Source organism: Pseudomonas sp. LBUM1672 (genome assembly GCF_059695655.1).
Genome location: NZ_CP166781.1, coordinates 5,555,615 through 5,577,944, shown reverse-complemented (window position 1 = coordinate 5,577,944; position 22,330 = coordinate 5,555,615). Strand labels below are relative to the sequence as shown.

General features: G+C 60.9%; 18 protein-coding genes and 1 pseudogene. 11 read left to right on the top strand and 8 right to left on the bottom strand.

Going from position 1 to position 22,330, the window contains the following annotated elements:
* Positions 1 to 12 precede the first annotated feature (12 nt).
* From hemL to ACA053_RS25510, 3 genes are read right to left on the bottom strand one after another with little or no spacing between them, the layout of a single operon-like run.
* Positions 13 to 1,296, bottom strand: a complete 1,284-nt coding sequence (hemL, locus tag ACA053_RS25520; protein ID WP_497393975.1) for a glutamate-1-semialdehyde 2,1-aminomutase — start codon at positions 1,294 to 1,296, stop codon at positions 13 to 15.
* Positions 1,297 to 1,311: 15 nt separating this feature from the next.
* Positions 1,312 to 1,935, bottom strand: coding sequence for a thiamine phosphate synthase (gene thiE, locus ACA053_RS25515; protein WP_497393974.1), 624 nt, complete (start codon positions 1,933 to 1,935; stop codon positions 1,312 to 1,314).
* Positions 1,936 to 1,967: 32 nt separating this feature from the next.
* On the bottom strand, positions 1,968 to 2,765 hold the full coding sequence (locus tag ACA053_RS25510) for a hydroxymethylpyrimidine/phosphomethylpyrimidine kinase (RefSeq protein ID WP_109635101.1): 798 nt from the start codon (positions 2,763 to 2,765) through the stop codon (positions 1,968 to 1,970).
* 421 nt (positions 2,766 to 3,186) lie between these two features.
* Between ACA053_RS25510 and ACA053_RS25505 the strand changes: the two genes are divergently transcribed.
* The 4 genes from ACA053_RS25505 to ACA053_RS25490 all read left to right on the top strand — a co-directional run bounded on the left by ACA053_RS25505 (position 3,187) and on the right by ACA053_RS25490 (position 9,670).
* A complete protein-coding gene (locus ACA053_RS25505; RefSeq protein WP_497393973.1) occupies positions 3,187 to 5,571 on the top strand; it encodes a hybrid sensor histidine kinase/response regulator in 2,385 nt (794 codons plus the stop codon).
* A gap of 73 nt (positions 5,572 to 5,644) precedes the next feature.
* Positions 5,645 to 7,291: an acyl-CoA dehydrogenase family protein gene (locus tag ACA053_RS25500; protein ID WP_497393972.1), complete on the top strand. Its 1,647-nt coding sequence runs from the start codon at positions 5,645 to 5,647 to the stop codon at positions 7,289 to 7,291.
* A 173-nt stretch (positions 7,292 to 7,464) separates the two neighbouring features.
* Positions 7,465 to 8,964 carry an AMP nucleosidase gene (gene amn, locus ACA053_RS25495; protein ID WP_169858286.1) on the top strand — a complete coding sequence of 500 codons (1,500 nt, stop codon included), beginning with the start codon at positions 7,465 to 7,467 and terminating at the stop codon, positions 8,962 to 8,964.
* A gap of 70 nt (positions 8,965 to 9,034) precedes the next feature.
* Entirely contained in the window at positions 9,035 to 9,670 is a 636-nt protein-coding gene (locus ACA053_RS25490; RefSeq protein ID WP_497393971.1) for a pseudouridine synthase, read from the top strand.
* Here ACA053_RS25490 and ACA053_RS25485 read toward each other — a convergent pair.
* Positions 9,665 to 9,874 carry a DUF2788 domain-containing protein gene (locus ACA053_RS25485; RefSeq protein ID WP_109635094.1) on the bottom strand — a complete coding sequence of 70 codons (210 nt, stop codon included), beginning with the start codon at positions 9,872 to 9,874 and terminating at the stop codon, positions 9,665 to 9,667. The two genes, ACA053_RS25490 and ACA053_RS25485, sit on opposite strands and share 6 nt — an antisense overlap.
* 203 nt (positions 9,875 to 10,077) lie before the next feature.
* Positions 10,078 to 10,557 (bottom strand): Lrp/AsnC family transcriptional regulator, encoded by a 480-nt coding sequence (locus ACA053_RS25480; protein WP_007894448.1) that lies wholly within the window; start codon positions 10,555 to 10,557, stop codon positions 10,078 to 10,080.
* A gap of 435 nt (positions 10,558 to 10,992) precedes the next feature.
* Between ACA053_RS25480 and ACA053_RS25475 the strand changes: the two genes are divergently transcribed.
* Entirely contained in the window at positions 10,993 to 12,009 is a 1,017-nt protein-coding gene (locus ACA053_RS25475) for a DUF6515 family protein (RefSeq protein WP_497393970.1), read from the top strand.
* On the opposite strand, the gene ACA053_RS25470 is transcribed toward ACA053_RS25475, so the two are convergent.
* The gene (locus ACA053_RS25470) at positions 11,994 to 12,899 is read right to left on the bottom strand and encodes a cation diffusion facilitator family transporter (RefSeq protein ID WP_497393969.1); all 906 of its coding nucleotides are present in this window, start codon (positions 12,897 to 12,899) and stop codon (positions 11,994 to 11,996) included. The genes ACA053_RS25475 and ACA053_RS25470 overlap by 16 nt on opposite strands.
* Positions 12,900 to 12,928: 29 nt before the next feature.
* Positions 12,929 to 13,348, bottom strand: coding sequence for a periplasmic Zn2+ metallochaperone PmcY (gene pmcY, locus ACA053_RS25465; RefSeq protein ID WP_497393968.1), 420 nt, complete (start codon positions 13,346 to 13,348; stop codon positions 12,929 to 12,931).
* 110 nt (positions 13,349 to 13,458) lie between these two features.
* Here pmcY and ACA053_RS25460 point away from each other — a divergent pair.
* The 4 genes and pseudogenes from ACA053_RS25460 to hrpB form a co-directional block, all read left to right on the top strand.
* Positions 13,459 to 13,536: pseudogene (locus tag ACA053_RS25460) on the top strand (DEAD/DEAH box helicase); the annotation flags it as partial.
* Between the two features lie 89 nt (positions 13,537 to 13,625).
* Entirely contained in the window at positions 13,626 to 14,627 is a 1,002-nt protein-coding gene (locus tag ACA053_RS25455; RefSeq protein WP_497393967.1) for a hypothetical protein, read from the top strand.
* Positions 14,628 to 14,711: 84 nt separating this feature from the next.
* Positions 14,712 to 15,146 (top strand): hypothetical protein, encoded by a 435-nt coding sequence (locus ACA053_RS25450; protein WP_109635086.1) that lies wholly within the window; start codon positions 14,712 to 14,714, stop codon positions 15,144 to 15,146.
* 70 nt (positions 15,147 to 15,216) lie between these two features.
* On the top strand, positions 15,217 to 17,733 hold the full coding sequence (gene hrpB, locus ACA053_RS25445; protein WP_497393966.1) for an ATP-dependent helicase HrpB: 2,517 nt from the start codon (positions 15,217 to 15,219) through the stop codon (positions 17,731 to 17,733).
* A 187-nt stretch (positions 17,734 to 17,920) separates the two neighbouring features.
* Here hrpB and ACA053_RS25440 read toward each other — a convergent pair whose 3' ends face one another.
* Positions 17,921 to 18,835: a LysR substrate-binding domain-containing protein gene (locus ACA053_RS25440; protein WP_109635083.1), complete on the bottom strand. Its 915-nt coding sequence runs from the start codon at positions 18,833 to 18,835 to the stop codon at positions 17,921 to 17,923.
* A 225-nt stretch (positions 18,836 to 19,060) separates the two neighbouring features.
* Between ACA053_RS25440 and ACA053_RS25435 the strand changes: the two genes are divergently transcribed.
* Entirely contained in the window at positions 19,061 to 20,554 is a 1,494-nt protein-coding gene (locus ACA053_RS25435) for an aldehyde dehydrogenase (protein ID WP_497396247.1), read from the top strand.
* 31 nt (positions 20,555 to 20,585) lie between these two features.
* Entirely contained in the window at positions 20,586 to 21,956 is a 1,371-nt protein-coding gene (locus ACA053_RS25430; protein WP_497393965.1) for an aspartate aminotransferase family protein, read from the top strand.
* Positions 21,957 to 22,330 lie beyond the last annotated feature (374 nt).

Here is a 22,330-nt window from a genome sequence, read left to right as displayed (position 1 = left end):
GCGGGCACAGCGTTATTTCAATGCGGCGAATGCACGCTCGGCGGCATCCAGCGTCAATTTCAACTCGGTTTCGCCATGAGCGATCGAGGTGAAGCCGGCTTCGAAAGCACTTGGCGCCAGGTACACGCCGCCTTCGAGCATCAAGTGGAAGAAGCGACCGAACAGCTTGGCGTCGCTGGCCATCACGTCGTCGAAAGTCACGATGTCATCGGCACCACTGAAGTACAGACCAAACATACCGCCGGCCTGAGTAGTGACGAACGGAATGCCCGCGGCATCGGCGCGCTGTTGCAGGCCATCGAGCAAGCGGCTGGTGTAGTCGCTCAGTTCGTCATGGAAGCCAGGACGGCTGATCAGGCGCAACGTCGTCAGGCCCGCCGCCATCGCCAGCGGGTTACCCGACAGCGTGCCAGCCTGATACACCGGGCCTAGTGGCGCGATGCGCGACATGATTTCGCGCTTGCCGCCGAAGCAGCCGACCGGCATGCCACCACCGATGATCTTGCCGAAGGTGCTCAGGTCCGGCGTCACGCCGAAGTGCGCTTGTGCACCGCCGAGGGCAACACGAAAACCTGTCATCACTTCGTCGAAAATCAGCACCACGCCGTGCTTGTCGCACAGGGTCCGCAGGCCTTCGAGGAAACCTGGCGCCGGCGGAACGCAGTTCATGTTGCCGGCCACCGGCTCGACGATGATGCAGGCCACGTCCTGGCCGACGTCAGCGAGCATGGCTTCGACTGCGTCGATGTCATTGAACGGCAGAGTCAGGGTGTGCTTGGCGAAATCCGCCGGCACACCGGCCGAGCTTGGTACGCCTTGGGTCAGGGCGCCGGAACCGGCCTTGACCAGCAGGCTGTCGGAGTGACCGTGGTAGCAGCCTTCGAACTTGATGATGTTGTCGCGACCGGTGAAACCACGGGCCAGACGGATGGCACTCATGGTCGCTTCGGTGCCGGAGCTGACCATGCGCACCATTTCCATCGACGGCACGATCGAGCAGACCAGGTCGGCCATCTCGGTTTCCATCGCGGTCGGGGCGCCGTAGGACAAGCCGTGCTCCAGTTGTTTGCGCACCGCGTCCAGCACGTCCGGGTGGCTGTGGCCAAGAATCATCGGGCCCCACGAGCCAACGTAGTCAACATAACGCTTGTCGTCTTCGTCAGTGACGTAGGCGCCTTCGGCGTGTTTGAAGAACAACGGTGTGCCGCCCACGCTTTTGAACGCGCGAACAGGCGAGTTCACGCCACCGGGAATGTGTTTCTGGGCGTTGGCAAACAGGGTTTCGGAACGAGACATGATCGGGCTCTCAAATCAGATTTTCAGTAATTCGTTAAAGGCACGGGCGCGGCGGGTCACTTCAGCCGTGCTGTCGGCGCCAAACAGGCCATGCACCACCGCCAGCAAGTCGACCCCATGGGCCGCCAGCGGCGCGGCGTTGTCCAAGGTGATGCCGCCAATCGCGCAGATCGGCAGGTGCAGTTTGCTGCGGGCCTGGTCGAGCAGTTCAAGACTGCAGGTCGGGGCGCCGGGTTTGGTGTTGGAATTGAAGAAGCGACCGAAGGCGACGTAACTGGCGCCTTCCTTGGCCGCTTGCTCGGCGCGTTCGAGTTGCGCGTGGCAGGTTGAACCGATGATCGCCTGACGGCCGAGTAACGCGCGTGCCGGTGTCAGCGGACCATCGGTCTGACCCAGGTGTAAGCCGACGTTCAAGCGAGCGGCCAGTTCGGCGTCGTCGTTGATGATCAAATGAGTCTTGTAGCGATCACACAGATCGCGCAGGGCTTCGGCCTCACGTAAACGTCGGGCGTCGTCGCTGCTTTTGTCGCGGTATTGCAGCAGGGTGACGCCGCCTTCCAGCGCCGCTTCCACGTACGAGAGAAATTTACCGGCCAGCAACTGGCTGTCGGTAATGGCGTACAGGCCACGTAGTTTCATCGGACAAGCCTCACCGCAGTGCGAATAGAAAGTTACGAACAGAAATCCAGCGGCAGGCGACGCGGCACGAACTGGCCTTTGCCCAACTGCTCGGCATCACGCAGGGTACGCCAAGTGTAGTCAAGCGCGGTCTGCACGGCGCTGGCGAGGTTTTCACCCTGGGCCAGTCGACCGGCCAGGGCGCTGGCCAAGGTGCAGCCGGAACCGTGATAGCTGCCGGGCAGGCGCTGGCAGGTATAGGTTTCGCGCAGGCCTTCGCGGCTGTACAGGCGATTGTGGATTTCGTGTTCGTCGCCATGACCGCCGGTGATCAGCAGGTGTTTGACGAACGGCAGGAGTTTTTCAGCGCACTCGTCCGCGGTGCCTTCGGGCAGTTCGGCGAGGATGCGGGCTTCGGGAAGGTTGGGGGTAGCGATGATGGACAGGGGCAGCAGGCGTTCGCGCATGGCGTAGCCAACTTCATCCTTGCCCAGGCGTCCGCCGCCGCCGGCACGCAGCACCGGGTCGCAGACCACCGGCAAATGCGGGTGCGCCGAGAGCAGTTCGACGACGGTGTCGACCATCTCCAGGGAACCGAGCATGCCCAGCTTCACGGCAGCGACTTCGGAGTCGTTGAGCACGGCATTGGCCTGGGCCAGCACCCACTCGCGGTCGAGCACGCGAAAGTCAGTGACGTTGACCGTGTCTTGCACGGTCAGGGCGGTGACGGCCGGGGCCGCATGACAACCCTGGGCGAGCAGGGCTTCGATATCTGCCTGCAAGCCGGCGCCACCACTTGGGTCGTGGCCGGAGAGACAGAGGACAACGGGGCGAGAGCTGTAGATATTCATGGTGCGCGAGCTTACCACCAGTCGACCAACGAGTCATGGGAGTGACTTGTAGCAGCTGGCGAAGCCTGCGTTCGGCTGCGAAGCTGTCGTAAAACCTGAGCGCGCGGTCTGAATGATGCATCGCATCGTCTGAATTCACGACTGCTTCGCAGCCGAACGCAGGCTTCGCCAGCTGCTACAGGAATGTGTAAAGCGGCCGATGCCTTGTCACGCGCTGACAGCATAAACAGATCTGCCTCAATCATGCCGCTGGAACGCCCGTACTAGAGCCTTCGCAGGAAAAATTTCAATGGTGCTCAATGGCCATCAACGGCTATGCTAGAGTGGATCCAAACCAATAACAGGTAATACCGGTTTTACGTCTACTCAAAGGGAATGAGGGGCTTCCTGAGATAACCGGACAGGCCACGCTGGGGCTTAAATGCGCTATTTGCTGATGTTACTGTTGTGCTTGCCCCTAATGGCGAGCGCCGTCGAGTTCGATGAATTCACCCAGAGCCTTCCCCTGGGCCGAGCCCTGCAGGTGTACGAAGACGCGGGCGGTCAGGCGACCATCGCCGATGTTCGTGCGCAAGCCGCGGCCGGAAACTTCAAGCTCCACGATAAAGCCACTCTCAACGCCGGTTACTCGCGTTCGGTGTTCTGGCTGAAAATCGATCTGCATTACCGCCCGACCAATCCGGCGGCGCAACGGACCTGGCTGCTGGAACTGGCCTATCCGCCCCTCGATCACCTCGATCTCTACTTGCCCGATGCGGGCGGTGACTATCGATTGGCCCGGCAAACCGGCGATGCGTTGCCGTTTGCCACGCGCGAGATCCGCCAGAACAACTACCTGTTCGATCTGAATTTCACCCCTGACCAGGCGCAAACCGTGTACCTGCGCCTGCAGAGCGAAGGGTCGATCCAGGCGCCGGTCACCTTGTGGTCGAGCACCGCTTACCTCGAAGAACAACCGGTCCGCCTGTATGTGCTGGGGCTGATCTATGGCGTGTTGTTGGGAATGCTGGTCTACAACCTGTTCATTTACCTCAGCGTGCGCGACACCAGTTACCTCTATTACATCTTTTACATCGCTTCATTCGGCCTGTATCAGCTGTCGGTGAACGGCGCGGCCGTGGAGTATTTCTGGCCGGACAACCCCTGGTGGGCCAACGCCGCGACGCCGTTCTTCATCGGGTGCGCAGGCCTGTTCGGCAGCCAGTTCGCTCGCAGTTTCTTGCAGACGGCCAGCCACGGTCGCTGGCTCGACCGTTTACTGTTGGCCCTGGTGGCGTTCAGTGCAGTGGTGATCGGGTTGTCGTTGATGGCCAGTTACGCGCTGGCCTTGCGTCTGGCGACAGCCTTGGCGCTGGTCTTCACCGTGGTGATCTTCATCGCCGGGCTGTGCGCCTGGTTGCGTGGCCTGCGGGTGGCGCGGTATTTCATCATTGCCTGGTCGGCTTTCCTGCTCGGCGGCATCGTCAACACCATGATGGTCTTGGGTTACCTGCCCAACGTGTTCCTGACCATGTATTCCAGCCAGATCGGTTCGGCCATCGAAGTGGCGTTGCTGTCCCTGGCCCTGGCCGACCGCATCAACGCCATGCGCGAGCAGCAGGCGCAGACGCTGTTCGATGCCGGTCAGAAGCTCGAAGTGCTGAACCAGCAACTGGCCCACAGCAACAAGCTCAAGGACGAATTCCTCGCCACCCTGACCCACGAGTTGCGCACGCCCATGAACGGTGTGATCGGTTCGCTCGAGTTGATGCAGACCGTCGAGATGGACCCGGAACTGGAGCAATACCAGCAAACCGCCGCCGGTTCTGCGCGGGACATGATGCGCATGGTCAACGGCATCCTGACCCTGACGGAATTGCAAGCCGGCAAGCTCAAGGTCAGCTCGGCAACGTTCAGTCTGCGCGGCGTCGTCGAGACCTTGCGCGCGCAGTTCGAAGGCAATGCTGCAAGCAAGTCGCTGGACTTCAAAGTGGAAGTGACGCCAGGCCTGCCGGATCGCTTGAACGGTGACAGTGCCAAGCTGGCGCAATGCCTGGAATGCCTGCTGGACAACGCCATCAAATTCACCCGGGTCGGCGGGCTGGCCCTGCGCGTCACGGGCAAACCGGTGGAGAACGGTCGGGTGTCGGTGTCGTTTGCGGTGATCGACACCGGCATCGGCTTCACCGATCTGGGCGAGGCGACGATGTATCAGCGCTTCTTCCAGCTCGACGGTTCAATGACCCGCGAATACGGCGGCCTGGGCGTTGGCCTGGCGATCTGTCGCCAACTGGTCGAATTGCTCGGCGGACGCCTGACCCATCGGTCCGAGCCCGGCAGCGGCAGCCGCTTCCAATTGGATGTCGAGTTCGAACTGCCCGTGGTTGAGCGGCCGGCCGTGCCCTTGATGACCCGCGAGTTTCCTCGTCTTCGATTGCCACAGGACTGCACGGTGCTACTGGTGGATGACAACAGCATCAATCAATTGGTGATGCGCGGCATGTTGCTCAAGCTCGGATTCCGGGTGCGCGCCACCGACGGTGGCGCTGCCGCGCTCGATCTCTTGCAGCGAGAAACCTTTGACGCGGTGCTGCTCGATTGTCAGTTGCCGACGCAGGGTGGCACCTCCCTGTGCTGCCAGATCCGCGCCTTGCCGGGCTGCGTCGACTTGCCAGTGTTCGTGATTGCCGTGAGCGCCGATCGGGAGCGCTGTCCGACTGGCGCCTTGATCGACTACCTGAGCAAACCGGTGAAATTCGAGGATTTGCAAGCTGCGCTGTATCGGCGGGTGCTCTGTTCGGGGCAGGGCGAAAGCGCCGACATTTAGGCAGGTATGACACTTTGTTCGGTCAAGGGGCGGTGCTTAACTGAAGTCCTTGGCTGACCAAAGGAGCCCCGTCATGAACCTGCATCAGTTCGCCGAAACCCACGAAGTCACCAACCAGCCACCGTCGCTGGACGGCACCAACCTCTATCGCATCGACCTGCCTTTGCAGGAGTGGTCGCGGCGTTTCGGGGCCGGTTGGGCCGAGTCGCGGATCGACGCGTATGGCGCACTGGCCGGCGGGCCGCTGATGGAAGCAGGGTTTCTGGCCAATCAGAACAAACCGGTGTTCGTCAGCCATGACCGCTACGGCCATCGCATCGATCTGGTGGAATTTCACCCGGCGTATCACGAGTTGATGCGCACGGCGGTCGAGCACGGTTTGACCTCGTTGCCCTGGGCGCATCCGCAGCCCGGCGCGCATGTGGCTCGCGCGTCCATGACCTACCTGCACAGCCAGGCCGAAGCAGGTAGCGGTTGCCCGCTGACCATGACCTTCGCCAGCGTTCCGGCGATGCGCCTGCAACCGGATCTGGCCAAACAATGGCTGCCGAAAATCCTCTCCACTGAATACGACCCGCGTAATGTCGGTATGGCGCACAAGGCTGGCGTTACCATCGGCATGGCGATGACCGAGAAACAGGGCGGCACCGACGTGCGGGCGAACACCACCAAGGCGTACCCGGTTGGCGCCAGTGGTCCGGGCCAGGCCTATGAGTTGGTGGGTCACAAGTGGTTCTGTTCCGCGCCGATGTGCGATGCGTTCTTGACGTTGGCGCAGACTGACAAGGGTTTGACCTGTTTCCTGCTGCCGCGCCATCGCCCGGACGACACGCGCAACCAGTTCTATATCCAGCGCCTGAAAAACAAACTCGGCAACTGCTCCAATGCGTCCAGCGAAGTGGAATTTCGCGGTGCGCTGGCGTGGATGGTCGGCGAAGAAGGGCGCGGGGTTCCGACCATCATTGAAATGGTCGCGATGACTCGTTTCGATTGCATGGTCGGCTCCAGCTCGCTGATGCGTCAGGCGCTGACCCAGGCCAGCCATCACTGCGCTCACCGCAGGGTCGGCGGCAAGTTGCTCAGTGAGCAGCCATTGATGCAGAACGTTTTGGCCGATCTGGCGCTGGAAAGCGAAGCGGCCCTGGCCTTGAGCCTGCGCATGGGCAAGGCGCTGGATCATCTGGATGACAGCCATGAAGCCAAATTCGCCCGACTGGTGACGGCGGTGGGCAAGTACTGGATCTGCAAGCGCGCGCCGGCAATGATCAATGAAGCCGCCGAATGCATGGGCGGTGCGGGCTATGTCGAGGAAAGCATCCTGCCGCGTCTGTACCGTGAGGCGCCGGTCAATTCGACGTGGGAAGGTTCCGGCAATGTGCAATGCCTGGACGTGCTGCGAGCGTTGTCGAAGGAGCCGGGTGTGCTTGATGTGTTGTTCAGCGAGTTGGGTGATGGTCATGGCGATAAACGCCTGGCCGCGCACATCACTCAGTTGCAGACGGCGTTCAAGGACACCAGCGACATTCAGTACCGCGCGCGACAGCTCACCGAAGACATCGCGTTGGGGCTACAGGCCAAGCTGCTGCTGGAGGCCGGCAACTCGGCGGTCAGCGATGCGTTCATCGCCAGCCGACTTGGTTCCGCCGGTCGGGTGTATGGCGCGTTGCCGCGTGGGCTGGAGGTGGAAGCGATCGTCGCCCGCTCGACCCCGCTCCTATAAACAACACGGGCGCCCTGTGGGAGCGAGCCTGCTCGCGATGGCTGAGTAACATCCGACATTGAAGTCGACTGTCACACCGCTATCGCGAGCAGGCTCACTCCCACATTGGATCTACTGTGGACTTGGCATTTGTGTAACAACCGCTGTTCCCGTGAAGCGATGATGCAGGCAAGATGAAGCTCTGCAAGTCAGAACACAGGATGCTGATCGTGACCGAAGCTTTTATTGTCGTTCAAACCGCCGAGCAAGCCGTGGACCGGCTTGCGCTCTTGCACAATCGTGCAACCACCGCGCTGAACCAGGCGCTCAAGCGTTATCTCAAGGACCGAGTTGAACCGGACGCTGAACAGCGTGCGATGTTTCGTTATCCCGAACTGCGTCTGACCTACCACTGCCAAGGCGAAGTCCCACAGACCACGCGCGCCTATGCCAAGGTTCAGTTGCCCGGAACCTACAGCGTCACCGTCACCCATCCGGCGGCTTTTCGTAAATACCTGTTGGAACAACTCGTGCCGTTGATGCACGACTTCACCGTGACCGTGGAAGTCGGCATCAGCCAGCAAAACATTCCTTATCCGTACGTGGTCGAGCAGGGCGATGAACTGGCCGGCTCCGGTGTCACCGCTGCCGTGCTGGCGCGGGTGTTCCCGAGTACCGACCTGTCGGCCGCGACCGACGGCATTGCCGATGGTTTGTATGATTGGGAAAACACCGATCCTCTGCCACTGGCCCTGTTTGATGCCGCGCGGGTCGATTTCTCCCTGCGGCGTCTGGTGCACTACACCGGCAGCGACTGGCGTCATGTGCAGCCGTGGATTCTGTTGACCAACTACCACCGTTACGTCGATCAGTTCATCGTCCATGGCCTGGAACAGTTGCGCAGCGATCCGCGTTTCGTGCGCATGGTGTTGCCGGGCAACGTGATCATCGAAAAGAGCATGGACCACGGCGAAGCCTCGGCGATTGCCGCCGGTGTGGTGTGGCACCGCTATCAGATGCCGGCCTATCACCTGATCGCCAGCGATGGCCATGGCGTGACCCTGGTGAACATCGGTGTCGGCCCGTCCAACGCCAAGAACATCACCGACCACTTGGCGGTGCTGCGTCCGCATTGCTGGCTGATGATCGGCCACTGCGGCGGCTTGCGTCAGTCGCAGACCATTGGCGACTACGTGCTGGCCCACGCCTACATGCGTCGCGACGGGATTCTCGACCGCGTCGTGCCGCCCAACATTCCGATCCCGGCCCTGGCCGAAGTGCAGATGGCCTTGCAGCAAGCGGCCGCGAACATCACCGGCGAGAAGGGCGATGAGCTGAAGAAACGCCTGCGCACCGGGACCGTGCTGACTTACGACGACCGTAACTGGGAATTGCGCTGGGCCCAGGAGCGTCCGCTGATCAACTTGTCCCGCGCCGTGGCGGTGGACATGGAAAGCGGCACCATCGCCGCCCAAGGCTATCGCCTGCGGGTGCCCTATGGCACGTTGCTCTGTGTGTCGGACAAACCGCTGCACAGCGAAATCAAGCTGCCGGGTTCGGCCAACGCCTTCTATGAGCGCGCGGTCAGCCAGCACTTGAAGATCGGCATCGAGGCGGTGGATCTGTTGCGCACCGAACTCAACTCGTTGCACTCGCGCAAACTGCGTAGCTTCGACGAGCCGCCGTTCCGCTGATTGCGAGATGGCCATTTAGCGGTCAGGGCACTAGCATTAGCAGCCCTGACCGTTAGATGTTGTTTTCCCCATGTCCCGTCCACCGCATCCTCCTTCCCGTCGTCCAGGCGCGAAGTCAGCTCCTTCAGCCCCGCGCCGTGTCGCCAAAGCGCCGCCGGCCGAGCCGAAGCTGATTCTGTTCAATAAACCGTTCGATGTGCTGACGCAGTTCAGCGACGAAGGAGGGCGGGCGACGCTCAAGGACTACATCGAGATTCCGGGGATCTACCCGGCAGGACGGTTGGACCGCGACAGCGAAGGTTTGCTGCTGCTGACCAACGATGGCCAGCTTCAGGCGCGCATCGCCGACCCGAAACACAAATTGGCCAAGACGTATTGGGTGCAAGTGGAGGGCGAGCCGAGCGTCGAGCAGCTGCAGCGTTTGCGTGACGGTGTCGAACTGAATGACGGCATGACCTTGCCCGCCGAGGCGCGGCAACTGGATGAGCCTGAGCTGTGGCCACGCAATCCGCCGGTGCGTTTTCGCAAAAGTGTGCCGACGAGCTGGCTTGAGTTGGTCATTCGCGAGGGGCGTAACCGTCAGGTACGGCGCATGACGGCGGCGGTCGGCTTGCCGACGTTGCGTCTGGTGCGGGTCAGAATCGGCGACTGGACGATCGAAGGGCTCGACCAGGGCCAGTGGAAGGAAGTGCCGGCGCGCTTATAACGCGCCGGATTCGATCAGGCCGATCACCACGCTTTTGATCACGAACGCGGCCACGCCCAGACCCAGTACGGAGAACAGGATGACCGAGCCAAAGCGTCCGGCCTTGGATTTCTTCGCCAGATCCCAGACGATGAAACCCATGAAAATGATCAGGATGCTGACCAGTCCAGTCATCATCCACTCTTCGAATACGGCAGGATCCATTGAGTTTCTCCAGCGCGGGCGGGGCTAAAAGGCGCTGGAGTATACGGCATGGGGCAGGGGTGGAGGATTGACCTGCGGCAGTGTGTCGCAGCTATTCGTCGCCTGTGCCGTCCCCTTCGCGGGCAAGCCTCGCTCCTACGGATTTGTGTGGATCACGAGCTACCACAATCCTGTAGGAGCGAGGCTTGCCCGCGAAGGCGTACTTAGCTGCGCAGATGGGTTAAAGGTAACTCGGTACTATTGAGCACCTGGTTCAACACAAAACTCGACCGCACGCTGGTCACCCCTTCAATCCGGGTCAAATGCCCCAGCAGCAGTTTCTGGTAATGATCCATATCAGGCACGACAACCTTGAGCTGATAATCCGCATCCATCCCCGTCACCAAGCTGCATTCCAGCACCTGCGGCAACGTTCGAATCGCGGCTTCAAAGTTCTCGAAACGCTCCGGCGTATGGCGGTCCATGCCGATCAGCACGTAAGCCGTGAGGCTCAAGCCGAGCATCTTGCGGTCCAGCAGCGCCACCTGGCGGGTGATGTAGCCGTCGTCTTCCAGTTGCTTGACCCGGCGCGAGCAAGGCGAAGGCGACAGGCCGATGCGTTCGGCCAGCTCCTGGTTGGAGATGCGCGCATCACGCTGCAATTCCGCCAAAATGCTCAAGTCGTATCGGTCGAGTTTGCTCATCAATCAGGCCTTTGTCATAACTATTGCGGAAGATTATCTATCCAGGGTTAAAAATTGCGCAAGTGATGTTTAATTGAGCAATCTTCGCAATCCTCTGCCGGCGCCCGCGGCCTATTCTTATCACCAGAATCACTGCTCGGACAAACAGTCCACAGCTGCTCGCCGAATCAGGCCAGCGGCGGCCGCCACCCCCACAGGGGATGTGCCGGCCCCCGAGCTACACACTGTCCAGAAGACGGCGTGAGGTGAGCCGACGTCATAAGCGTCGAGCACGGACGAAGTTATCTAAGGGAGGCCGACGGGTCTCCCTTTTCTTTTGCCTGGAATTTGAGAACTGCCCTCAATAAATAAGTTGCGCGACTGATAACCTGTTGCAGAACCGCCCTGTCCTTTCCCAGTCTTACGTACAGGCCCTAACCCGCAGTGAGGAAAAGCATGAAGTCGCGCATCTGGCGTTTGGCCGGTGTTGGTTTGCTGTGTATGAGTGTCACTGCGCAATCGCTGGCCGATGATCAGCAAAACCGTGGCCCCGATGGCGGGCAACGTGGTTCGGACGGCCATCAGGGCAACAATCAGGGGCACGGCGGTAACAATCAACCGCGCCCGCAGAACAACGACATCATTCGGGGCGACAACAGCCGCCAGTTCGAGCACAACGGCCAGAATCAGAACAACGGCCAGTGGCAGAACCGTCAGCAGCCCAACTACAACAATCCTGTTCGCTCACCGCCGCCACCGCCGCAGCTACCGGCCAATGACCTGCCGATCCAGGGTCGGCCCGACAGCGTGCGCCAGACCCAGGAGCCGCAGCGTGGTTATTATCAGGACGTTCCACGGCGCAACGATTACAACCAGCACTGGCAGAACAACGGTCCGCGTCCCGATGATCGCCGCTGGGTCGGTCGCCCGGACGGGCACGGTAATGGCTGGGGGCCCGGCCCGCAGTATCGCCCGGGTCATGTGATTGACCGTTTTCCGGACCGTGACTACCGCGTGCCTTATGGCGGTCGGGATTATTTCTATTCCGGCGGCTACTGGTATCGCCCGCAAGGCCCGCGTTATGTGGTGGTTCAACCTCCGCGCGGGATTCGGGTCAGCTACTTGCCTGACTACGCGCGTGAGGTGTGGATCGGCGGGGCGCTGCTGTTCCTGGCGGCGGGCTCGTATTACGCCTATCAGGAAAACACTCAGGACTACGTGGTGGTCGAGCCGCCGGTGCAAATGCAGCCGCAGCCGGTCAGCAACAGTTACGACGTAGAAGCCTATCCGGCCAACGGCCAGTCGCCGGAGCAGGTCAATCAGGACGGTTATGAGTGCTATCAATACGCGGTCCAGCAGAGCGGCTTTAATCCGCGGACGGCCACCTACCAGCCTGATCCGTCGGTGGTGCAAGCCTACCGCCAGGCTCAAGGCAATTGCCTGAGCAGTCGCGGCTATCAGGTTTCCTTCTGAGTCCTGGCTTCCAGCACCACTTCCTGCGGGTCGGCGTGCACCAGCACTTCGGCTCGCGGGTAGGCTGCGTGAATTGCATCGGCGGCCTGATCGCTGATGCCGTGAGCGACTGACAGGGTCAAGTCCCCCGGCAACTCCAGATGCAACTGCACGAACCACTGATTGCCGGAAATCCGCGTGCGCAGGTCATGCGCGCCCAACACCCCCGGTACGCCACAGGCCAGCTCAAGCATGTGCTGGCTGACATCCGGCGGCAGCTCCTCATCCATCAGCACCGTAAAACTTTCCCGGGCGATCTGAATCGCGCTCCAGAAAATATACGCAGCGATTCCCAGGCCGAACCAGGGGTCGACCTGATGCCAGCCAAACCCGGCCAACATCAGCGCCAGCAGAATGCTGCCATTGAGCAACATGTCCGAGCGGTAGTGCAGTGAGTCGGCGCGCACCGCATTCGAGCCGGTGGCCTTGACCACCCGATGTTGCAACATCAGCAACGCCAAGGTGAGCGCCAGGGAAAACACAATCACCCCGATGCTGATCCACGGCGCGCCCACCGGTTCCGGATGTTTCAGCCGCTCGATCGCCTGCAAAGAAATCAGCACCGCACTGCCGCCAATGAACAACGCCTGAGCCATGCCCGCCAGCGACTCGGCCTTGCCATGCCCGTAACGGTGATCGTCATCGGCCGGGCGCAAGGCGTAATGTACCGCCAGCAAGTTGAGCAAGGACGTGACGCCGTCGAGCGTCGAATCGGTCAACCCGGCGAGCATGCTCACCGAACCGCTCAACCACCAGGCGATGGCTTTGGCGACGATCAGCGTACACGCCACGGCCACCGAGGCACGGGTCGCCAGCCGCAGCAGGCGGGCGTGTTCGGAGCTGGAGATCATAGGTGCGGCTATTCCTTTAAATGCACGAGTTACGCGGCAGGTTGCAGGCCGAACATGGCCAGTTGCTGGGGGCTGCCCTTGTGTTGGATCAGACGCGGGTCGTCCAGCGGAAAGCTGCGGCCCAGCTCGGTTTCGAGAATGGTCTGCAACTTGTGGTTATCGACCTTGCCGTCGGCACCGATCGCTTCCTTGAGTTTTTCAGGAGCCACCTGGGCCGTGTGGCCAGGCTCGAAATAGATCGCGCCAGTGGCGAAGTCCACGGCAAACGCGATCAGGCCGGGGATGATGTAGAACAGCAGCCCCACGGCATCCAGCGCGGCGATGGCCGGGTCGATCTTGCCGTCAATCTGCCCACGGCGATCGGGGTAGAAAATCGATCCGCAAGCGGTCACCTGGGTGAGCAGGGTGGCGACCAAAACACCGCCAATCAGGCGAAAGGGAACACGCATGGGAAATCTCCTGGATCATCTGGTAAACGAAGGGGCGTCTATATGAATTAGGACCGTGATAAACCCCGGACAGTTCGCCGTTATACTCGGCCCTCTGTTTGGGAGCCAGCATGATTTCTTTGCCGATTGATGAAGTTTTACCCGCGCTGCGTGAAGCGTTGGCGACACGCCACGAAGCCGTGCTCGAAACGCGCTGAACTTAGATGATAGTAACACGATTATTGAACAGTAACAGTCAGGCTGTTACTGTGCTGAAAACGTGTTGTGAGGCGCCAAAGTGAAAACCAGCAGGCAAGAGATTCAAGACTACTTCGAATCGATTTTCGGGATTAAACCCGAGATTAAGCGCTGGGGGAAAACCAAGGGTTTACCCTTCTATCTCGTGGACGAATACACCTTCGACATCGTGACGCTCTACGACCGGCAATGCCTCGTATTGCTGGCTCACGAGCCTTTCGAAAACGTTGCGACGATCCGCAAGCACATCGAAGTTCTGCAAAAAATGGTGGATCATCCGATCCTCTATGCGACCGGCGCACTCAAATCATATGAAAGAAAACGCCTCATCGAGTCTGGGGTGCAGTTTGTAGTACCCGGCAATCAACTCTTCGCTCCACAGCTTGGAATTGATCTGCGAGAGTTTTATCGCAGCAGGCAAGTCGATAAACAAGTCATGGGACCGGCGAGCCAGGCTTTGCTTATCGCGGCCATCACTCAAGGGTGGGGCAAGGACTTTGCCTTTCGAGGCGCAGACCTGATGGGAGGGGAGGCGTACTCGAAAATGACAATGTCCAGGGCGATGAAAGAATTTCAATCGTTCGGATTGATAGAGCCTGCCTCGAATGACAAACCCCCTCGCTGGCGCTTTGTTGCGGCGCCGGAGGTCATCTGGAAAAAGGCCCTTCCAGCGTTGCAAAACCCGGTGAAACGGGTGACGTACGCTGATTGGGCCCCTTTGGTGCAGAGATCGGCTGGTCTGTCTGCGCTCAGTAAAACGTCGATGCTCGGGGAGCCCCCGATACCGATCATCGCGTTTTCCAAAGAAGAGTGGGACCTGGAGGGCAGGAGGGCTGGCCGCAAGGAAGTTGGTCGATTCGATGATCCCGCGTTTGAGGTCGAAATCTGGAGTTACTCTCCGGATCACATTTTTGGCAAAACCTGTGTTCCAGTGTCGGGAGAAAGTGTGGACCCCCTGTCTCTCTACCTCAGCTTAAGGGATGACGTTGATGACAGAGTCCAGATCAGCCTTGATGAAATGATGGAGAAGATCGAATGGTAAAAGGACTGGATACCTTTCGGGGAGCCTTCGCCGGCTATGCGGATCGTTATGTACTCATCGGTGGCGTTGCAGCCAGCCTGACACTTGAAGACGCGGGCATCACGTTCCGGGCCACCTGTTCCTGTAGACGGTGAAGTTTCCGATCTGTCTGCGATTCTGCTCGATGAGGCTTACTACACGTTCATAGTCGAAGGTCGCAACGACACTGCAGACCTTTCCTATATCGGCGTCGATCGACTGATCCCGCTGAAAGCACAGGCATGGACCAACCTCAGTCGCCCTGAGTGCACAGAGCCAAATGCTGGCCGCAAGAGCAGTAAACACCTGAAGGACATCGTTGTGCTGTCCCGCCTTCTTTCTGCGGATTCGGCGTTTGATCTGCCCGAAAGCATCGCAGAGGATTTGCGGCAGTTTCTGGACGTCATGCCCTCACTGGATGTGGACATGAAAGCCATCGGACTTCGCGCAGTGACTATGGCTGAAGTCGCTGAGCGTGTACGGACAGCCTTCAAAATCTAGATTCTGATCGTCCGGTTGCAGTGGTCTGGAAGCTTCGCCGTTATACTTCCCGGCTTGTCTGGGAGCCAGCATGATTTCTCTGCCGATTGATGAAGTTTTACCCGCGCTGCGTGAAGCCTTGGCGACACGCCATGAAGCCGTGCTCGAAGCACCGCCCGGTGCCGGTAAGACCACCCGTGTTCCGCTGGCCTTGCTCAACGAGCCGTGGCTGGCCGGGCAGACCATTCTGATGCTTGAGCCGCGCCGGTTGGCCGCGCGGGCGGCGGCGGAGCGCCTGGCCAGTGAGCTGGGCGAGAAGGTCGGTGAAACCGTCGGTTACCGCATTCGCCTCGACAGCAAAGTCGGCCCCAGGACCCGTATCGAAGTGGTCACTGAAGGCATTCTCACCCGACGCTTGCAGGATGACCCGGCACTCGAAGGCGTTGGCCTGCTGATCTTCGATGAATTCCACGAGCGCAGTCTCGACGCGGATCTGGCACTGGCCCTGAGCCTGAATGGCCGGGAACTGTTTCGCGACGACCAGCCGCTGAAAATCCTTTTGATGTCTGCAACCCTGGAGGGCGAACGCCTGGCCGGGTTGCTCGATGATGCGCCGATTTTGCGCAGTGAAGGCCGCATGTACCCGGTGGCGATGCGCTGGGGCCGGCCGTTCCAGCCCGGCGAATTCATCGAGCCGCGTCTGGTGCAGACGATTCTTGAAGCCTTGAATGACGAGACCGGCAGCGTGCTGGTGTTCCTGCCGGGGCAGGCGGAAATCCGTCGTGTGCATCAGCAATTGGCTGATGCTCTGGGTGAGAGCACACAGGTGTTGCTCTGCCCGTTGCACGGTGAACTGGACCTCGCCGCTCAACGCGCCGCGATCGATCCGGCCCCGGCGGGCAAGCGCAAAGTGGTGCTGGCCACCAACATCGCCGAAACCAGCCTGACCATCGACGGCGTGCGCGTGGTGATCGATGCCGGGTTGGCGCGGGTGCCGCGTTTCGATCCCGGCAGCGGCATGACCCGCCTCGACACCCAGCGTATTTCCAAGGCCAGCGCCACCCAACGCGCCGGCCGGGCCGGGCGCCTGGAACCGGGCGTGTGTTATCGCTTGTGGTCGCAGGATCAGCACGAGCAACTGGCGGCCTATGCCAGCGCGGAAATTCTCTCGGCGGACCTCGCCGGCCTGGCTTTGCAACTCGGTCGCTGGGGCGTGACCCCGACGCAATTGGTGTGGCTCGACGTGCCGCCTGCTGCCGCTTATGCACAGGCGCAGGATCTGCTTGATCGCCTGGGTGCCTTGGACGGCGAAGCACTCACTCGTCACGGTCAGGCCATGGCCGAACTGCCGGCCCATCCGCGCATCGCCCATTTGTTGTTGCGTGGGCAGGCGCTTGGTTTGGCCGACATGGCTTGCGATGTCGCGGCACTACTCGGCGAGCGGGACATCTTGCGTGGCGCCGGAGCGGATCTGCACAGCCGATTGGTGCTGTTGTCCGGCGAAGAGCGTGCTGCTCGCGGTGCTCAGGGCGGCGTGCAACGCGCCCGGCAACTGGCGCGGCAGTATCGCGGTTACCTGCGCGGCAAAGCGTCGGAGCCGGTCAGCGATCCGGATCATCCGCGCTGGCTCGGAGCGCTGCTCGCGTTGGCCTATCCCGACCGCGTCGCCCAACAACGTCGGGCCGGTGGCGCGGAATATCGCTTGGCGAACGGCCGTGCGGCGTTGTTCGCTGAAGCGGACAGTTTGATGAAGCAAGCGTGGCTGGTGATCGCCGATCTGGGCAGTCGCCAGGGCCAGCGTGAGGAGCGGATTTATCTGGCGGCGGATTTTGATCCGGTGTTGTTCGATTCGGTGCTGGCCGAGCAAGTGCGCGTGGTCGATCAACTGGATTGGGACGAGCGTGAAGGCGTGTTACGCGCCGAGCGTCAGCGCAAGGTCGGTGAGTTGATCCTCAGCCGTGAACCACTGACGGGTCTCGACGAAACTGCTCGCAGCCAGGCGCTGGTCAATCTGGTGCGCCGCAAGGGGTTGGAGCTGTTGCCGTGGACCCCGGAGCTGCGTCAGTGGCAGGCGCGGGTGGCGTTGTTGCGCCAGCTGGACCTTGGCAGCAAGAGCGAGAGTGAGTGGCCGGATGTCAGCGACGCCACGCTGCTGAAAAACCTTGAGCACTGGTTGATGCCGTATCTGGGCAAGGTCTCGCGCCTCAGTCATTTCGCCAACCTGGACCTGTCGAGCATCGTCCACAACCTGCTGCCATGGCCGCTGCCGCAACGCCTGGATGAGCAGGCACCGCATCATCTGAGCGTGCCGTCGGGTTCGTCGATTCGTCTGGATTACAGCGAGCAGCCGCCGATTCTGGCGGTGCGTTTACAGGAGCTGTTCGGCCTGTCCGACACCCCGCGTATTGCCGGTGGCCGGCAAGTGGTGAAGCTGCACCTGCTGTCCCCGGCACGGCGGCCGGTGCAGGTGACGCAGGATCTGGCGAACTTCTGGCGCAGCACGTATGCGGAGGTGAAGAAGGATTTGAAGGGGCGGTATCCGAAGCATTATTGGCCGGATGATCCGTTGGTGGCCGAAGCCACCGCGCGGATCAAACCCCGCAAGTAACTCCAGGGGCTGAACACAAACCCTGTGTGAGGGAGCTTGCCTGTGGTGAGGGGGCTTGCCCCCGTTCGGCTGCGCAGCAGTCGTAAACCATTGCATGCGGTGTAACTGACACACTTCGGTTGCAGATCTTGGGGTGGCTTCGCCACCCAACGGGGGCAAGCCCCCTCGCCACAGGATTCCACCAGGCTCAGGTTCCGGCTTTGGCAGTCAGCTGCTCCCGGCAGTAATCCGCAAACAACTGCGCCGGTTTGGTCAGTTGCCCGCGTTTGAGCCACGCCGCCACCAATCCTGAGCCGGTGACGTCTTCGACAATGTCCACGCACACCACCTTCTTCCCGTCGTAGGTGCACTCCGAATGCGGCCGCGTCACCAGGATCGAGAAGCCAAACCCTTGTCCAACCATCCCCCGGACCATCTCGATCGACGGTGAGCTGAAGGCAATGTTCGGTGACAGGTTCAGTTCTTCGAACAGGCTGACGAAGTAGGTCCGGCTCGGTTGCACGTCCAGCAGAATCATTGGCTCCAGGCACAGATCGCGCAGCGACACTTGCTTGAGCTGGGCGAAGCGGTGGTCCGCCGGCAGCAACGCGTAAGGTCGTTGCGCCGGCATCAGCGGTTCGGTCTGAATCGTGGCGTCGAGTTCGTGTTCATAGAGGATCGCCAGGTCGAAAGTGCCCGAGGTCAGGCCTTGCACCAGCTCTTGCTGCTCGCCGTCGCGAATGCGGATTTTTACTCCGGGATACAGCGCCGAGAACCCGGCAATCAACTGCGGCAGGTACAGCGGCGCGACCGTTTCGAAGCAGCCGATATCGATTTGCCCGGCCACCACGTCGTTGTCGGCCAGGGCGTTCTGTTCGAACTCCTTGGCCATGCGCAGCAGTTCCTGGGCCTTGCGATAGAAGCGTGCACCGCTCGGTGTCAGGGAAACGCCCTGGGCGTGGTGACGGATCAGCAGTTGCACGCCGAAGCTGTCTTCCAGGCCTTTGATCGCCGTGGAGATCGCCGGCTGGGCGATGTACAGCTTGCGCGAAGCCTCGGCGACGCTGCCGCATTCGACGGTGGTGATGAAGTATTTCAATTGACGCAGGTTGTAGGCAGCCACGGCAAACCTCGGGGTGGATGGACTCGACATCCAGGCAATTTTTGCGCCGACTGCGTCCGTTCTGACGACGGTGTTGTTGTGTTTGAACAATAACCACATCCCGCACAACCGGGGAGATTGGCTGCCCAGTTTTTTCATGGTCTGCGAAGACATTTTTACTATTTTTACTGGACTCGGGCCTGGGCCACCATCCAGACACAAGAAAAGCCCATGGAGCATCTGATCGTGTTCGAGCTTGCATACTGGCAAAACAAGGCCGCTGCGCTGCGGTTTCCCGATCTGGCCGTGATCGACGGCAAACCCCGTTCGGCACAGTCGGGGCAGACCTTTGCGGCGATCAACCCCGCCACTGGCCAGCGCTTGGCTAACGTGACCGCTTGCGGTGATGAAGAGGTGGACGCGGCGGTACGCAATGCGCGGCGAGTGTTCGAGGCCGGCAGTTGGTCGGCGCGTTCACCTAGCGAGCGCAAGCAAGTGTTGCTGCGCCTGGCGGATCTGATCATGACCCACCGCGAAGAGCTGGCGCTGCTCGACTCGCTGAACATGGGCAAACCGGTGATGGACGCCTACAACATCGACGTGCCGGGTGCCGCCGGGGTGTTTCGCTGGTACGCCGAAAGCCTCGACAAACTCTACGACCAGATCGCCCCCAGTGCGCAGAACGTGCTGGCGACCATCACCCGCGAAGCGCTGGGCGTGGTCGCCGCCGTGGTGCCGTGGAACTTCCCGCTGGACATGGCCGCGTGGAAACTCGCACCCGCGCTGGCGGCGGGCAATTCCGTGATCCTCAAACCCGCCGAGCAGTCACCGTTCTCCGCGTTGCGTCTGGCCGAGCTGGCGCTGGAAGCCGGTCTGCCGCCCGGCGTGCTGAACGTGCTGCCGGGCCTCGGCGAGCAGACCGGCAAAGCCCTCGGTTTGCACCCGGACGTCGATTGCCTGGTGTTCACCGGCTCCACCGAAGTCGGCAAATACTTCATGCAGTATTCCGCGCAGTCGAACCTCAAACAGGTATGGCTGGAGTGCGGCGGCAAGAGCGCCAATCTGGTGTTCGCCGATTGCCAGGACCTGGACTTGGCTGCCGAGAAAGCCGCGTTCGGGATCTTCTTCAATCAGGGCGAAGTGTGTTCGGCCAACTCGCGGTTGCTGGTGCAACGTTCGATTCATGATGAGTTCGTCGAGCGGCTCAAAGTGCAGGCCGAACGCTGGCAACCGGGTGATCCACTGGACCCGTCGAGCAGCGCCGGGGCGATTGTCGACAGCCGCCAGACCGCGCGCATCATGAAGTTCATCCAGCAGGCCGAACGCCTCGGCGCGACCAAGGTGTGCGGCGGTCGACAGTCGATTTTCAACGGTTCCGACAACTTCATTCAACCGACGATTTTCACCGGCGTGAGCCCGGACATGCCGCTGTTTCGTGAGGAAGTGTTCGGCCCGGTGCTGGCGGTCACGGCGTTCGATGACGAGGCCCACGCCTTGCAACTGGCCAACGACAGCGTCTACGGCTTGGCGGCTTCGCTGTGGACCGACGACCTCAACCGCGCCCATCGCGTGGCGCGACAATTGCGAGCGGGCACGGTGTCGGTCAACAGCGTCGATGCACTGGACGTGACCGTGCCTTTCGGTGGCGGCAAACAGTCCGGTTTCGGTCGCGACCTGTCGCTGCACTCATTCGATAAATACACCCAGTTGAAGACCACCTGGTTTCAGCTGCGCGCATAACTGCCGCTCATAACAAAACGGAGAACTGGCGATGACCACACCACGTGAAACCCGCGACTACCAGGCCGCCGATGCTGCGCACCACATCCACGCATTCGTCGATCAAAAAGCGCTCAATGACGAAGGGCCGCGAGTGATGGTCCGCGGCGAGCGCCTGCACCTGTGGGACAACGATGGGCGGCGTTACCTCGACGGCATGTCCGGGTTGTGGTGCACCAACCTCGGTTACGGGCGCAAGGACCTGGCGGCTGCGGCGACCCGGCAGCTTGAGCAATTGCCGTACTACAACATGTTTTTCCACACCACCCACCCGCAGGTGATCGAGCTCTCAGAGCTGCTGTTCAGCCTGTTGCCGGGGCACTACAGCCACGCGATCTACACCAACTCCGGCTCCGAAGCCAACGAGGTGTTGATCCGTACTGTGCGGCGTTATTGGACGATCCTCGGCAAGCCCGAGAAGAAAATCATGATCGGTCGCTGGAACGGTTACCACGGCTCGACGCTGGCGGCGACGGCGCTCGGTGGCATGAAGTTCATGCACGAAATGGGCGGCATGCTCCCCGACATCGAACACATCGATGAACCGTACTTTTTCGCCCACGAGGGCAACCTGACGCCGGTCGAATTCGGCCTGCGGGCGGCGCAGCAACTGGAAGCGAAGATTCTCGAACTGGGCGCGGACAAGGTCGCCGGGTTTATCGCCGAACCGTTCCAGGGCGCGGGCGGGATGATCTTTCCACCCGAAAGTTACTGGCCGGAGATCCAGCGGATCTGCCGTAAGTACGATGTGCTGTTGTGCGCGGATGAAGTGATCGGTGGCTTCGGTCGTACCGGCGAATGGTTTGCCCACGAACACTTCGGTTTCGAGCCGGACACGCTGTCGATCGCCAAGGGTTTGACCTCCGGTTACATCCCCATGGGCGGGCTGATCCTGTCGAAGAAAATGGCTCAGGTGCTGGTGGAGCAGGGCGGGGTATTTGCCCACGGCCTGACCTATTCCGGGCACCCGGTGGCCGCGGCGGTGGCCATTGCCAACCTCACGGCGTTGCGTGATGAAGGCGTGGTGACGCGGGTCAAGGATGACATCGGTCCGTACCTGCAACAGTGCCTGCGCGAGGTGTTCGGCAATCACCCGTTGGTGGGCGATGTTCAGGGTGTGGGCATGGTCGCGGCGTTGCAATTGGCCGAGGACAAAAGCAGCCGCAAGCGCTTTGCCAATGAGAACGACATAGCCTGGCGTTGCCGCACGATTGGTTTTGAAGAGGGCGTGATTATTCGCTCGACGTTGGGGCGGATGATCATGGCGCCGGCGTTGATTGCCAGTCGTGAGGAAATCGATGAGCTGGTCGGCAAGACCCTGAAAGCGGTTGATCGTACGGCTCAGGAATACGGCCGGCTTTGATCTTGTAGAGTTCTTGCTGGCCTCTTCGCGGGCAAGCCTCGCTCCTACAGGTTATGTGTCGTGCCCAATTCCGGGGCCGACATAAACCCTGTAGGAGCGAGGCTTGCCCGCGAAAGCTATGGCCGATTCAACACACATTTCATGTTTTGCACCCACCCCGTGCACCCCCGCCAACCCCGCCCTTTTACGGCGCACGCTACCCAGTTTTTTCATCACTCTCAACGACATATTTCCTGATTTTCCTATTCCCGCCCCTGGTCCAACATCGACCTCGCCAGTCAGCCGAATGCTGCCCATCAAGAGGTCCACCAGAGACCGCAGGTGACAGCTAACCCGAGGCCGCTGGCCGTACTGCCCATGACAAAACTAAATCA

Coding starts and splice junctions, on each gene's coding strand:
- hrpB (WP_497393966.1), top strand. CDS start 15,217: ATGATTTCTCTGCCGATTGATGAAGTTTTACCCGCGCTGCGTGAAGCC.
- pmcY (WP_497393968.1), bottom strand. CDS start 13,348: ATGCGTGTTCCCTTTCGCCTGATTGGCGGTGTTTTGGTCGCCACCCTG.
- ACA053_RS25475 (WP_497393970.1), top strand. CDS start 10,993: ATGAAGTCGCGCATCTGGCGTTTGGCCGGTGTTGGTTTGCTGTGTATG.
- hemL (WP_497393975.1), bottom strand. CDS start 1,296: ATGTCTCGTTCCGAAACCCTGTTTGCCAACGCCCAGAAACACATTCCC.
- amn (WP_169858286.1), top strand. CDS start 7,465: ATGAAGCTCTGCAAGTCAGAACACAGGATGCTGATCGTGACCGAAGCT.
- ACA053_RS25480 (WP_007894448.1), bottom strand. CDS start 10,557: ATGAGCAAACTCGACCGATACGACTTGAGCATTTTGGCGGAATTGCAG.
- ACA053_RS25430 (WP_497393965.1), top strand. CDS start 20,586: ATGACCACACCACGTGAAACCCGCGACTACCAGGCCGCCGATGCTGCG.
- ACA053_RS25500 (WP_497393972.1), top strand. CDS start 5,645: ATGAACCTGCATCAGTTCGCCGAAACCCACGAAGTCACCAACCAGCCA.
- ACA053_RS25510 (WP_109635101.1), bottom strand. CDS start 2,765: ATGAATATCTACAGCTCTCGCCCCGTTGTCCTCTGTCTCTCCGGCCAC.
- thiE (WP_497393974.1), bottom strand. CDS start 1,935: ATGAAACTACGTGGCCTGTACGCCATTACCGACAGCCAGTTGCTGGCC.
- ACA053_RS25470 (WP_497393969.1), bottom strand. CDS start 12,899: ATGATCTCCAGCTCCGAACACGCCCGCCTGCTGCGGCTGGCGACCCGT.
- ACA053_RS25490 (WP_497393971.1), top strand. CDS start 9,035: ATGTCCCGTCCACCGCATCCTCCTTCCCGTCGTCCAGGCGCGAAGTCA.
- ACA053_RS25485 (WP_109635094.1), bottom strand. CDS start 9,874: ATGGATCCTGCCGTATTCGAAGAGTGGATGATGACTGGACTGGTCAGC.
- ACA053_RS25505 (WP_497393973.1), top strand. CDS start 3,187: ATGCGCTATTTGCTGATGTTACTGTTGTGCTTGCCCCTAATGGCGAGC.